At 69.9% G+C, this 12,191-nt stretch carries 13 protein-coding genes; 6 read left to right on the forward strand and 7 right to left on the reverse strand.

Translation table 11 applies throughout. The annotated features are described in order from the left end of the window. Positions 1-126 precede the first annotated feature (126 nt). The 4 genes from KZI27_RS10750 to KZI27_RS20265 form a co-directional block, all read right to left on the reverse strand. Positions 127-816: a DsbA family protein gene (locus KZI27_RS10750; protein ID WP_222657652.1), complete on the reverse strand. Its 690-nt coding sequence runs from the start codon at positions 814-816 to the stop codon at positions 127-129. A 21-nt stretch (positions 817-837) separates the two neighbouring features. Further along, positions 838-1,161: a M23 family metallopeptidase gene (locus KZI27_RS10755; protein ID WP_111084189.1), complete on the reverse strand. Its 324-nt coding sequence runs from the start codon at positions 1,159-1,161 to the stop codon at positions 838-840. Positions 1,162-1,604: 443 nt separating this feature from the next. After that, complete coding sequence (locus KZI27_RS20260) at positions 1,605-2,018, reverse strand: hypothetical protein (RefSeq protein WP_261783862.1); 414 nt, start codon at positions 2,016-2,018, stop codon at positions 1,605-1,607. 129 nt (positions 2,019-2,147) lie between these two features. Continuing rightward, positions 2,148-2,468: a cation transporter gene (locus KZI27_RS20265; protein WP_261783863.1), complete on the reverse strand. Its 321-nt coding sequence runs from the start codon at positions 2,466-2,468 to the stop codon at positions 2,148-2,150. 590 nt (positions 2,469-3,058) lie between these two features. Here KZI27_RS20265 and KZI27_RS10765 point away from each other — a divergent pair. The 4 genes from KZI27_RS10765 (at position 3,059) to KZI27_RS10780 (ending at position 6,965) form a co-directional block, all read left to right on the forward strand. Beyond that, positions 3,059-4,264 carry an alpha/beta fold hydrolase gene (locus KZI27_RS10765; RefSeq protein ID WP_111084107.1) on the forward strand — a complete coding sequence of 402 codons (1,206 nt, stop codon included), beginning with the start codon at positions 3,059-3,061 and terminating at the stop codon, positions 4,262-4,264. A 62-nt stretch (positions 4,265-4,326) separates the two neighbouring features. Then, entirely contained in the window at positions 4,327-4,902 is a 576-nt protein-coding gene (locus KZI27_RS10770) for an NADPH-dependent F420 reductase (RefSeq protein WP_222657653.1), read from the forward strand. 87 nt (positions 4,903-4,989) lie between these two features. Next, positions 4,990-6,054, forward strand: a complete 1,065-nt coding sequence (locus KZI27_RS10775; protein WP_222657654.1) for an LLM class flavin-dependent oxidoreductase — start codon at positions 4,990-4,992, stop codon at positions 6,052-6,054. A gap of 272 nt (positions 6,055-6,326) precedes the next feature. Further along, complete coding sequence (locus KZI27_RS10780) at positions 6,327-6,965, forward strand: alpha/beta hydrolase (protein WP_222657655.1); 639 nt, start codon at positions 6,327-6,329, stop codon at positions 6,963-6,965. A 108-nt stretch (positions 6,966-7,073) separates the two neighbouring features. Here the strand turns inward: KZI27_RS10780 and KZI27_RS10785 are convergent, their stop codons facing one another. From KZI27_RS10785 to KZI27_RS10795, 3 genes are all read right to left on the reverse strand, one after another. Continuing rightward, positions 7,074-7,349, reverse strand: a complete 276-nt coding sequence (locus KZI27_RS10785) for a hypothetical protein (protein ID WP_111084103.1) — start codon at positions 7,347-7,349, stop codon at positions 7,074-7,076. An 86-nt stretch (positions 7,350-7,435) separates the two neighbouring features. Next, entirely contained in the window at positions 7,436-8,539 is a 1,104-nt protein-coding gene (locus tag KZI27_RS10790; protein ID WP_111084102.1) for an NAD(P)-dependent alcohol dehydrogenase, read from the reverse strand. Between the two features lie 273 nt (positions 8,540-8,812). Then, entirely contained in the window at positions 8,813-9,796 is a 984-nt protein-coding gene (locus KZI27_RS10795; RefSeq protein ID WP_222657656.1) for a zinc-binding alcohol dehydrogenase family protein, read from the reverse strand. A gap of 83 nt (positions 9,797-9,879) precedes the next feature. On the opposite strand from KZI27_RS10795, the gene KZI27_RS10800 reads away from it, so the two are divergent. Both KZI27_RS10800 and KZI27_RS10805 read left to right on the forward strand, forming a co-directional pair. After that, positions 9,880-10,749, forward strand: coding sequence for a methylenetetrahydrofolate reductase (locus KZI27_RS10800; protein WP_222657657.1), 870 nt, complete (start codon positions 9,880-9,882; stop codon positions 10,747-10,749). Continuing rightward, on the forward strand, positions 10,746-12,098 hold the full coding sequence (locus tag KZI27_RS10805; RefSeq protein WP_222657658.1) for a TetR/AcrR family transcriptional regulator: 1,353 nt from the start codon (positions 10,746-10,748) through the stop codon (positions 12,096-12,098). The genes KZI27_RS10800 and KZI27_RS10805 overlap by 4 nt, the downstream gene beginning before the upstream one ends. Positions 12,099-12,191 lie beyond the last annotated feature (93 nt).

Genomic DNA, 12,191 nt, shown 5'->3' on the forward strand with positions numbered 1-12,191 from the left:
GACACCGAATCGTGCAGCAGACCCGTTCGTGCACCCGGTGACGGCCAGTGCTGCTACCGGGTCCAGCGGCGGCCGTTTCCCACCGGCGTGTGCTCCGCCGTGGGGAGTCTCCGCTCGAACGGCGCATCAGCGGCTGCGCCGTTCGAGCGCGTCCGCGATCGCGGTGTCGAGGTCGTCGTAGCTGGTGAGCTGGAGGAGCTTCCCGTCGACGAAGAAGGACGGTGTGCTCTGGATGCCGAGTGCGGTTCCGTCGTCGATGTCGCGTTGGATGCGGTCTGCGACCCTGCCGCTGGCGACGTCGCGGTCGTACTGGGTCACATTGAGACCGAGGTCCTTCGCGTAGCCGCGGAACCGATCGGCTTGCGAGTCGCTACCGCGCTCACCCCACTCGGCTTGCGTTTCGAACATGCGCTGGTACATCGGTTCGAGCTGGTCCTGTTGGGCCGCGGCCTCGACGGCTGCGGCGGCGTTCTGGGCGTTCCCGTGCCCGGGGAGGGGGAAGTAGCGGAACGCGAAGGTGACCTCGCCGGCGTAGTCCTTCCGCAGCTGCTCGACATAGGGGTAGAACGCGCCGCAGGCTTCGCACTCAAAGTCGAGGAACTCGACCACGGTGACCTCGCTGGCGCCGGGTTCGCCGAGGACATGCGTGTCACCGCGAGTCAGCGGTGTGACGTCGGACGTGGTCACGTCGCGGGTGCCCGTCGCGGGAGGTGCGGTGGCGAGGCGCAGGACGACGGCGATGACGATGACGACGATGAGGATGACGACACCGGCGATAGCGCCGGAGATGATGCCAATGCGGGTGCTTCGGGTCATGGGGGCAGGGCTCCTTGCGTGTCAGACGCCGTGGGCGTCGAGGAAGGGCGTGGGCGGGGTCGCGGTGCCGTTCTGTCGGACCTCGAAGTGGAGGTGGCAGCCGGCGGAGAGGCCGGCGTTGCCGACCTCGGCGATGTTCTGTCCCGCAGTGACGCGTTGCCCTGGGCGGACGAGGACACCGGCCGGGAACACGTGTGCGTCGTCGGGGGTGACGCCGGCTGCGGCGTACGGGCCGGTGCCGCATGCGGCACCGAAGTCGTCGCCGGCGTGCATGGAGTAGTAGCCCAGAACCGGGTGTAGCCGGTTGCCGGAGGGCTGGAACGACCCGTAGGAGCTGATCGGCATCGTCGACCCCGCCGCGGACACGGCGCCGGGTGTCGTCGACGGCCTCGGCCGTGTCCGCGTTGCCTGGGCGGCTTCCACTGCGGCTGTCGCGCACGCTGCTGCTCGGCGTCGATCTGGTTCCCGGTAGGCGGCCTCGGTGCTGAGGGTCCGGTCACGGAGGACGGCGAGCTCGAGATCACTGCGACCAGGACGTTCGGGTGACGGAGAAGCTGTCACGCTGCAGCGCCGATCCCAGTGCGGAAGCGGCAACGATCAGCGTTTGCGCGGTACCCAAGGGAGCGCTGACCGCTTCCTGGGTCTCCGCCGCCGCCGCGGCGGTGGGTGGGATACGAGATGGGCAGGGACGAGTCGAGCTGGAGAGAGGTCACGGTCCCGATCAGTGGCTTCCGGGCGAACGCGGGCAGGCGCAGCTGACGACCCAGAGGGGACGTCCGGAAGGGGGATCAGATCCGCGAGACAGCAAGGCGGGTCAGCGACACCGTCGACCAGCGGTCGAACACCCGCCGTGGGCGGCTCCGGGCGAGGAGTCCGGACAGCGTGAACAGCGGCCGGTTGCGTGTTGCGACAGCGCAGGCGAGGGCCAGCGTGACCGCCGCGGTGATCACGAGTGCCGCGAACCCCGGCAGGGCACAGAACATCCCAGCGGAGCCGTCGTGGGCGTCCAGGTACGCCGTCCCCGGGTCCGCCTGCATCGCCGTCACCCCGTCGGCGACCGTCGTCGTGAGTGCGGTGACGGGCGTGTCGGTGTGCGCCGTGTTGGTCTGCAACGTGACAGCGCCGAGCAGCAGCAAGACGGCAGCCGCGACTGCAGTGACCGCACGCAGCAGTCGCAGCGAGAGGAGGCGAAGAGTCGTCATGGCGAGAAGTGACCGGTTCGAGACGGCCACAGTCATCGTCACCGATGCTGTCAAACCGCACAATGCATGCACGCGGTGTCTGCTCGTGTTCACAGTGCATTTCCGGTTCCAGCCGGAACGTGGAGTGCTTCACGCTGACGTCGTCGAGGTCGAGGTCGAGGTCGAGGGCGGCGGGGGTGGATTCAGCAACACGTCGACCGCGTCGCGGAGCAGCGCGAAGGTGCGCGGCAGCATCAGCACAGCGATCAGGATCACCGCGATGGCATCGACGCCACTCCACCCCATGACGGCGATCACGATCGCCGCAGGGATCATGTCGGCCGAGCCGAGGACGTCGGTGACGACGTCGAGGAACGCCGCCCGCAGGTTCAGGTTCGCGTTCCGTCTTGGTGCGAGGACGAGGATCGACACGATGTTCCCCGCGGGGCCGATCGCGCCGAACAGCAGCAACCGCTGATGGGATCTCCTGCGGCGTCGCCAGCCGCTGGACGCCCTCGACCAGCACGAGCAGGTCGTCGACGAGGAGCACGGTGGCTTGCGCGGTGGCGGCGATCACCTCGGCGCGGGCGGATCCCAACGTGCGGCGAGCGACCGCCGGTCGCATCGCCGGTGTCGCGGCGAGCAGGGCAACCCCGGGGCTGCCCGCATCGGTGAGCATGTGGCGGACGTCGACCAACGGCGCGAGGACCCGGTCCCGACCGCGGCGACGATCTCAGCGACGACGAACGTGCTGGCGATCGCGATCGCCACGACGGGGCGTGTGCGGTTCGTCGTCGCAGTGTGGGAGTGTCCGTGGATCATCGGTCATCTTCGGTCGTCTCGGCGCAGCGGGTTCGTCAAGACCCCGCCAGGCTTCGAGTCCCTGGACCGGATGAGCCGAACTCTTCCGATTTCGCCTGCTCGGGGAACTGACTGTCGGCTCCGCAGTGGGTCCCGATGGCATCCGGTCGTGGGTGGGCAGTCGAGGAGGCCCCTCCGCTCCCGGGCTGGAACCGTTTGCGCTCCGAGAGACCCTGGTTATCAGACGCTAAGATAGTTCCATGGAATCAAAAGCGGCAATCGCAGCGCAAGCCCGGCCTGCGGAAGATTGGACCGTCATCTCGGACGATGGCACGATCCTGGCCTGCCGGACGGTCGGTTCGGGAGACCCCGTCGTCGTGGTCCACGGAAGCTTGGCTGTGGGCGCTGCCTGGCAGCACGTCGCCGAACTCCTCGCCGACCAGTACCGCGTCACTGTCTTCGACAGGCGCGGTCGAGGGGGCAGCGGTGATGCGGATGACTACTCCATCGAGCGGGAGATCCAAGACGTCCGAGCCGTGCTCGCCGCAGTCGGCGATCGACCGGTTCTGATCGGTCACTCGTTCGGCGGCGCGGTCGCGGCCGAGGTGGCGCGGGGTGCCGAACTCGGAGCGCTCGTTCTCTACGAACCCGGTCTCCGACTGGATGGTCCGGTCGGTGGCCCCACGGTCGGCATCATGGAGCGCGCCCTCGTGGATGGTGACTTCGAGCGGGTGCTCGAGACCGGCTGGCGGGAGGTCGTTGGCGTTCCGGATCGCGCCATACGTGCGGCGCATGCGTCGCCCACGTGGGGCGACCAACTCGCGCTCGTCGACACGTGGCCCCGTGAACTCCGTGCACTCGACACGCTCGCCGTCGTTCCGGCGGACTTCGCCGACATCCGTGTCCCGACGCTGGTGCTGCGCGGTACCGAGAGCGCCGCATGGCTTCGCCACTCGAGCGAGCAGATTGCTGGCCTCATCCCCGCTGGATCGCTCGTCGAACTCGAAGGGCAGGGGCATGACGCCGGTGCCGCGGCGCCCGGAATGGTCGCGGACAGTGTTCGCTCCTTCGTCGAGGTCTCGAGCAAGATACGGGATCCGGATGCAGCGGCGAGTGTTGTCCGCCTCCGGAGTGACACCGCGTGGAACGGGACGCGGTACGAGTCGTACCCGGCGGGACGTCCGCAGCTCACGGTGGTGCGTTACAGCATCCCGCCGCACAGCTCGCTGCCGTGGCACCGGCACGACGCCCCGAACACGGCGTTCGTGATCTCGGGGTCGATCACGCTCCAGAGCATCGCCGGCGTGGAGCACGTCTTCCGCGCGGGAGACGCCTTCGCCGAGTCCGTCGGCGACGAACACCGAGGCTTCACAGGAGACGAACGTGCCGAGATCGTCTGCACGTACGCCGGCGCGGCGGGGGTCCCACTGTCCGTCCCGACCGGACGGGACACTGCAGGTAGTTGACGCGTCACCCGAATGGGCGTACGGTCATTGCTTGTAGGAACAACCAACCGGAAGAAGGAATCATGAGCACCGTCAGCATCGTCGGTACCGGCAACATGGGCTCCGCACTCGCCGCACTCTTCGAGCGCAGCGGTGCCATCGTGCAGACCATCGCCCACAGCGACTTCGGCACCGCCACCATCGAGGGCGACGTCGTCGTGCTCGCCGTGCCGTACCCGGCCCTGGCCGAGATCGCCGCATCGGGCCGCGAGCGCCTCGCCGGCAAGACCGTCGTCGACATCACCAACCCGGTCGACTTCAGCGACTTCACGCCCGTCGCGATCGAGGCCGGCAACGCCGCGACCGAGCTCGCAGCACTGCTGCAGAACTCGCACGTCCTCAAGGCCTTCAACACCAACTTCGCCGCCACCCTGACCGCGGGTGCCGTCGGGGACGCTCCGCTCACGGTGCTCGTGGCCGGTGAGGCGGCCGAGGCGAAGCAGGCCTTCGTCGAGCTCGTCGCCGCCAGCGGTGCCCAGGTCCTGGACGCCGGCGACCTGAGCCGCGCCACGCAGCTCGAGTCCGTCGGCTACCTGCAGATGGGCCTCGCGATCGGCGAGCAGATCGCCTGGACCGGCGGCTTCACCGCGGTCCGCTGACGCGACCCCCTTCCGGACGGGAGGCACGGTGCACGCCCGCACCGCGCCTCCCGTCCGCAGTTTCCGCACCATCCAGGAGAGGCGATCATGTCCGGAGAACGGTTCGAGTTCGGGATCTTCACGTTCGGTGAACGGACGCGCCGCGCCGACGGCTCCGCCGTCGCGCCACGCGAGCGGCTCGAGGAGGTGTTGCGGTGGGCGCGAACGGCCGACCAGGCCGGCCTCGACGTCGTGGGCGTCGGGGAGCACCACCGCTCCGACTTCGCGATCTCGTCACCGCCGGTGGTCCTCGCCGCGATCGCCCGCGAGACCGCCCGCGTGCAGCTGACGAGCACGGTCACCGTGCTGTCGAGCGCCGACCCGGTCCGGGTGTTCGAGGACTTCGCCACCGTCGACCTGCTGTCCGACGGGCGTGCCGAGATCACCGCCGGCCGCGGGGCCTACCTGGAGTCCTTCCCGCTCTTCGGACTCGACCTCGAGCGGTACGACGAGTACTTCGAGGACCGACTCGACCTGTTGTTGGCGCTTCGGCGGGACGAGGACGTCACCTGGTCCGGGACCACGCGGGCGCCGCTCGACAGTGCACCGGTGCACCCTCGACCCGTCGGCGACCTGCCGGTCTGGGTGGCGGTGGGCGGGACGCCGCAGTCCGTGGTCCGCTCCGGTCGCCTCGGGCTGCCCACCTACCTGGCCGTGCTCGGTGCGCCCGATCGGTTCGCACCGCTCGCCGAGCTGTACCGTCGGTCCGCAGCGGAGGCGGGTCCCGCAGCGCTCGCGTCCGCGCGTGTGGGCGTCACGAGCCACTTCCACGCAGCCCCGACCTCACAGGGCGCGCGCGACGAGTTCCACGAGCCGTACGCCGGGTACATCGGGCAGAACATGCCGAGGGTCGGACGCCTCGACCGGCCGGCATTCGAGGCGTGGGCGGGTCCGCGCGGCGCGCTCGTGGTCGGGAGCCCCGCGGAGATCGTCGACAAGATCCTGTGGGAGCACGAGGTCCTCGGGCACGAACGATTCCTCGCGCAGGTCGGGCTCGGATCGGTCGCGCAGGACGCCACACTCCGGTCGATCGAGTTGCTCGCGACCGAGGTCGCTCCGGCGGTCCGCGCAGCACTGCGGCACGACGGAGCGACCTCCGCCGTGCGTGCGTGAGCGACTGAGCGGCACGTGGGTGATCGTCCCCTGAGGGGCTCCCCGCCCGGAGGGGAAGGGAACGATCCCAGAACGAGTCGACGACGGGGTTGCTCCTCGAACCCGGGGGAGCCCCGGAAGGGCGACGTCTTCACACGCTCGCAGCGGGGCACGTGGCGGGCTGAGCGGACCGCACTGATCCGTCGAGTGCGACGGACGGGAGGCGCTGTACCGGGCCGGCGCAGTGTCTCCCGGAAGACCGTGGTCGCGGAGCGACCGACTAGGATGGTGACGTGTCATCAAACAGAACGCTCAAGGCGGTCGCCACCGGTGCGTCACTCTCGGGATCGGACGTGGTCGTCCTGGCCCTCCACGGCTACGGGTCGAACGAACGCGACCTGGTCGGTCTGCTCGACGCCCTCGCCCTCGACCTCCCGTGGGCCTCACTCCGTGCACCCGTCGACACGCCGAACGGGGGTGCGGCGTGGTTCCCGATCTCGACCCCCGGCAACCCCGAGGCCGCTCCCGTCCTGCAGGCGACCGAGATGATCTGGGCGTGGGTCGACGAGCACCTCGCTGAGGGCACCTGTGTGCTGCCGATCGGGTTCTCGCAGGGTGGTCTGATGGCGACGCAGCTGCTTCGCACGCGGCCCGAGCGCGTGGTCGCGCCGGTCGTGCTCGGCGGGTTCGTGCTCGGTGCCGTACAGGAGGGGGACGACGAACTCGCGGCGGGCCGACCCCGGCTGTTCTGGGGACGCGGCGCGGACGATGCGGTCATCACCGCCGACGCGGTCGTCCGCACGACCGACTGGGTCGAGCGGCACGTCTCGGCCGCGACGCACGTCTACCCGGGCCTCGCGCACGGCATCAGCGCGCAGGAGGTCGCCGACGTGCGGACCTTCGTGCGCACCGTCGTCGCATCCGTGGGCTGAACCGACACCCTTCGCCGCTCGGTGGTCCGCAGGGCGCAGCACGGTGGGAGCCGGACGCATCTCGGTGGACGCGAGGGTGACTGCACGTGCGTCGTGGTGGTGGACCCGTCAGCGCCGCGCGAAGAGGCGACGGGTGAGCACGAGCAGCCGGGGGACCAGCACGTAGACCGCGAGCGGGACGACCACCGCGGTGAGGACGAGCGCTCGCGCCGGGATGGGCCACGAGGGGATCACCAACGACTCGACGAACATGCCGAGCATCGCCATCGGGAAGATGGAGATCCAGGTGACGAGCGCCCGGACGTGCACCGAGGCGAGCCCGGGCGCTGCCGGCTGGTGGTGGTTGGTTTCGTCTGCGGCGAGTGCCAGTCCGTCGTGCTCCATCCCGTGATTCTTCCATGGAATGGTTCTCTGTGCTGCCGTGACGAGGCGCCCCGCCCGAGCCGGACGGGGCGCCTCGCGGTGAGCGATCAGCGGAAGACGACGACCGGCTTGATGACGCTGCCGTTGCGGGAGTCCTCGAACCCGTCGTTGATGTGCTCGAGGTCGTACTCGCCGATCAGCTTCTCGAACGGGAACCTGCCCTCGCGCCACAGGTCGATCAGGTGCGGGATGAAGACCTGCGGAACCGAGCTGCCCTGCACGACCGTCTTGAAGGTCCACCCCTTGACCAGGGAGTTCCCGATCTCGAAGGCCACCTCGGTGCCGGGCTTCGCAGCACCCACGAGGGCGAGCGTCCCGCGGACGCCGAGCGCTTCGGACGCAGTCCGCAGGATCTCGCCACGGGCGGTCGTGTCCACGGCGAAGTCAACCCCGCGACCGTCGGTGATCTCGGCGATCCGGGCCGCGACGTCCTCGGTCTTCGAGTTGATCGCGTGGGTCGCTCCGAGCTCCTTCGTCATCTCGAGTCGGGAGTCGACGATGTCGACCGCGATGATCGTGGTGCACCCGGCGACGCCGGCCGCCATGACCGCTGCGCTGCCGACGGCGCCGGTGCCGAACACGATGATGCTGCTGCCCGCGGGCGGCTGCAGCTCGTTGAGCACCGTCCCGGCACCCGTGTTGAGACCGCACCCGAGCGGCCCGAGGTGCTCGAGCGGGACGTCACTGTCGATCTTGATCACGCTCTCCTCGACCACGTTCGCGTGGGTGGCGAAGGCGGACTGTCCGAAGAAGTGCGACGAGATGACCTCGCCGTCCTTCGACAGCGAGGTGCTGCCGTCGCGGCGGCGGCCGCCGAAGTCCTCGGCGAACAGGTTCTCGCAGTAGGCCATCTCACCGGAACGGCAACGACGGCAGTACCCGCAGTACGCGGCACCGAGGACGACGTGGTCGCCGGGGACGACGCTGCGGACGGCGTAGCCGACCTCCTCGACGACGCCGGCGCCCTCGTGGCCGAGCACCGCGGGGAGCGGGGTCGGGTAGATGCCGTCGCGCACGATCGCGTCGGTGTGGCAGACGCCCACCGAGACCATCCGCACGCGGACCTCGTTGGGCTTCAGGTCGTCCAGCTCGAGCTGTTCGACGGAGAGTGGTTCGCCGTGCTCGCGGGCAACGGCGGCGGTGATCTGCATGATGGGGTTTCCCTTTCGACTCCACGTCGGCGTCAGTCGTCGGCGTCATCCGTGACGAATCTTCCGTGGAACTATGTTACGCCAGATGAAGACGTTCGCGTGCGGTCAATCGTTCGCGTGCGGTCAGTCGTCGGCGTGCGTCCGCACCGTGCGGTTGACGGTACGGACCGGCGTCGTCCTGCCGGAACCTGACGACCCGACGAGCGCGGTCGTCGAGCTCGCCGCGACCAGCAGGTCGAGCGGTTCCCGGGCGACGGTGCCCGCGGAACTCGATCAGCGGGTCTGGACGACGAGCTTGCCGTGTACCGCTCCGGAGTCCATGTCGCGGTGCGCGGTGACGATCTCGTCGAAGGCGTAGACGCGTCCGATCGGGATCCGCAGGGACCCGGAGTCGACGGCGTCGATGACGTCCTGCAACACCGCGGCGGGCAGGTCGCTCGCCTCACCCGAGTACGCCGTCAGGCGGACCCCGTTCGGCAGGAAGTCGATCGGGTAGAACTCGGGCACCGTCCACTGGTTGGACAGCATCCCGGTGAAGCACACGGTCCCGTGCGTGCGCACCGCGCGGAGCGTGTCACGGAGGGTGCCGGTGCCCACGAGCTCGATCGCACCGTCGACGCCGTCCGGTGCGATGGCCCGGACCGCGTCGGCGATCGTGCCGTCGTCCACGACGACGTGGTCGACGCCCGCGTCGCGCAGGACGTCGGCCCGCTCGGCGGAACGGGTGGTCGAGACGACGGTCGCACCCCGTCGCTTCGCGAGCACGGCGGATGCGAGTCCGACCGACGACGTGCCGCCGCGGATCAGGACGGTGTCGCCCGGGTGGACGTCGATGCCCGTCGTGAGCGAGCCGTGCGCGGTCTGGATCATCTCGGGGAGCGCTCCGAGCGTCGCCCAGTCGAGGGTGCTCGTGAACGGGACGACGATCGATGCCGGAACGGCGACGTACTCGGCGTAGCCACCGTCGATCGTGCGGCCCATCCCGCCCATCAGCGCGGCGACCTTGGTACCGCGCTCGAACTCCCCGCCGGGCGCCGACTCCACCGTGCCGGTCGCTTCGATGCCCGGGATGCGCGGGAAGGAGCCGAACGATCCGAGGCCTTCGCGGAAGTGCTGCTCCGAACGGTTGAGTCCGAACGCCTCGACGCGGATCAGGACCTGGCCGTCCCGTGGCTCAGGGCGCGGGACGTCCCGGATGCTGAGGGCCTCAGGGTTGCCCGGACCGTCCAGCACCACTGCACGCATCGTCGCCGTCATGGATCCTCCTCGTCGTGTGACCGCCGTCGCCCATTAGTATTACACGGAAGATGATTCCACGGAACCTACATGAAGGAGACGCCATGACCTGGCCGACGACGACCAGTATCGCCGACATCTCGATCGGTGTCACCGCGGGTCAGGCACGATCACTCGTCGCGGTGGGGGCCCTCGAGGCCGGCACGGTCGTCAACATCGGGTTCGTCGACGGTGAATCGATGGAAGACCGCGTCGTCGCTGCGGCCGGGGTCGTCCGCGCCGGCTTCGTCGCCGAGCCGCACGTGGCCGCTCGCCGCCTCGTCTCGTCGGGGGAGCTCGACACCTACCTCGAGGCGCTCCGTGCCGTCGGGGCGGACAGCCGGCTCTTCGTCATCGGCGGGGACCCACGGACCCCGCTGGGCCCGTACGACCAAGCCCTCCACGTGCTCGACTCCGACGTCCTGGCCCGGTACCGACCCACGACCATCGGGATCGGCGGGTACCCGGACGGGCACCCCGACGTCGAGACCGCGGAACTCGACCGTGCTCTGGACCGCAAGGTCCGCGCACTCTCCGCCCGGGGCGTCGCCGGGGAGATGATCACCCAGGTCACCCTGGACGCTGCAGGGGTGCTCGACTGGATCGAGCGGCTCAGGGGACGCGGCGTCGAACTGCCGGTGCGGATCGGGGTGCCCGGGCCCGCTCGGACGGCGGCGGTGCTGCAGTTCGCGTCGCAGTTCAGGGGCACCCACGGGCCGGCGTCGATCGCCCGGTACGCCGGTCGCGAGGTCACCGCGGACGGCGTGGTCGCAGCGGACGGCTTCGTCGACTCGATCCGCGCCCGGTTCGACCAGAGTCGCCACGGCTCGCTCGGCCTCCACGTCTTCGCCCTCGGTGACGCGGCGGCGACCGCACGGTGGGTCGCGAACCAGCGAACGGTCGGCGCGGCGACCGACCTCGCGGTGCGGCCGTGAGTGCAGCCCGGTGGTCCTTCCCGCTCGACTCCGTCCCGGACGGTGCACAGGCGCGGTCGGTCCGGGTGGATCCCGACGTCCACCAGGGGACCGGTGCCCTCCGGGTGCGCCTGACGGCGGCGGTGGAACGCGACGGGGTGCCCGGCGTCGACTACATCGACCAACCGACGTTCCTCGCGCTCCCGGTGCACTTCCGGACCGGTCGGATCGAGGTGTCCGTCGCGGCCGAGACCCACGCCGATGCGCCGGAGTACGCGCGAGGATTCGCCGGGATCGCGTTCGGGATCGACGATGCGGTCGGCACCTTCGAGTGCGTGTACATCCGACCATGCAACGGCACCGGTCTCCTGCCGCCACCACCGCGCGACCGTCACGCGGTGCAGTACTTCGCGTACCCGGACTGGTCGTTCGACGTCCTCCGCGAGCGGTGGCCGGACGGGCCCCACGAATCTCCGGCGGACGTCCGTCCGGGACAGTGGCACCGACTCGCTGTCTCGGTGACGGACGACCACGTGGCCGTCGAGGTCGACGGCATCGTCACGGTCGACACGGTGCGGCTGCACCGGGGCGCGCCGTCCGGGGCGGTCGGGATCTGGGTGGACATCGGCACGCGTGCCTGGTTCGCCGACCTGTACGTCTCGGAAAGCACGCGACGGCTGACAACCCCGACGTGGGGCGGCGCGCGTCGTGCGCCGGTGGTCGGTACGCTCGGACGGCAACCGATCGGGAGGGGCACGATGTCACCGCGCGCAGAGAGCATCGCCCAGCAGGGCGAGCTGACCAGGGCGGCCGCGCTCGACGCGGCGGTCGAGCTCTTCGGGGCGAACGGGTACCGAGGCACCTCCCTCAACCAGATCGCGCGGGCGGCCGGCGTCGTCCAGTCCGCACTCCACCACCACTTCGGCAGCAAGGAAGGCCTGCTCGCCGCGGCGCTCGAGGCGCACTACCCGACGGGGCAGCACCGCCCCGACATGGCTGCCATCGCCGCAGGGGAGACCGACTTCGTCGACGAGATGCTCCGTGCCGTGCGGCACAACGTCGACGACCCGGTGCTGGTCCGGTTCTTCTCGGTCATGACGGGGGAGTCGCTCACCGAGGACCACCCGGCGCACGCCTTCTTCGAGGAGCGGTACCGACGGGTACGGCACGGCTTCACCGAAGCCATCCTCCGTGCTCGGGGCGTCGCTGGTCCGTCTGCACGGGGCCGGATCGACCGCGCGGTCACGGTCCTCGTCGGCACGAGCGACGGCCTGCAGATGCAGTGGCTGCGGGATCCCTCCGTCGACCTCGTCGGCGGTGTCGAGCTGGTCGCCGACCTGGTGCGGGCCGAGATCGCGGCCGCTCGCTGATCCCTTCCGTGAGGGTGGTTGCAATCTCGGAACGGACGGCTTAACGTACAGGTCGGTCGACCTATCTGTTGGTCGCTCTCACATCGGTTCGCA

Origin of the sequence: Curtobacterium sp. TC1 (assembly GCF_019844075.1) — a bacterium.
Lineage (GTDB): Bacteria > Actinomycetota > Actinomycetes > Actinomycetales > Microbacteriaceae > Curtobacterium.

Excerpts from the sequence above, each read along its gene's own strand:
- KZI27_RS10775 (WP_222657654.1), top strand. The coding sequence starts at position 4,990 with ATGTCCGGAGAACGGTTCGAGTTCGGGATCTTCACGTTCGGTGAACGG.
- KZI27_RS10785 (WP_111084103.1), bottom strand. The coding sequence starts at position 7,349 with ATGGAGCACGACGGACTGGCACTCGCCGCAGACGAAACCAACCACCAC.
- KZI27_RS10770 (WP_222657653.1), top strand. The coding sequence starts at position 4,327 with ATGAGCACCGTCAGCATCGTCGGTACCGGCAACATGGGCTCCGCACTC.
- KZI27_RS10795 (WP_222657656.1), bottom strand. The coding sequence starts at position 9,796 with ATGACGGCGACGATGCGTGCAGTGGTGCTGGACGGTCCGGGCAACCCT.
- KZI27_RS20260 (WP_261783862.1), bottom strand. The coding sequence starts at position 2,018 with ATGACGACTCTTCGCCTCCTCTCGCTGCGACTGCTGCGTGCGGTCACT.
- KZI27_RS10765 (WP_111084107.1), top strand. The coding sequence starts at position 3,059 with ATGGAATCAAAAGCGGCAATCGCAGCGCAAGCCCGGCCTGCGGAAGAT.
- KZI27_RS10790 (WP_111084102.1), bottom strand. The coding sequence starts at position 8,539 with ATGCAGATCACCGCCGCCGTTGCCCGCGAGCACGGCGAACCACTCTCC.
- KZI27_RS10755 (WP_111084189.1), bottom strand. The coding sequence starts at position 1,161 with ATGCCGATCAGCTCCTACGGGTCGTTCCAGCCCTCCGGCAACCGGCTA.
- KZI27_RS10800 (WP_222657657.1), top strand. The coding sequence starts at position 9,880 with ATGACCTGGCCGACGACGACCAGTATCGCCGACATCTCGATCGGTGTC.
- KZI27_RS10750 (WP_222657652.1), bottom strand. The coding sequence starts at position 816 with ATGACCCGAAGCACCCGCATTGGCATCATCTCCGGCGCTATCGCCGGT.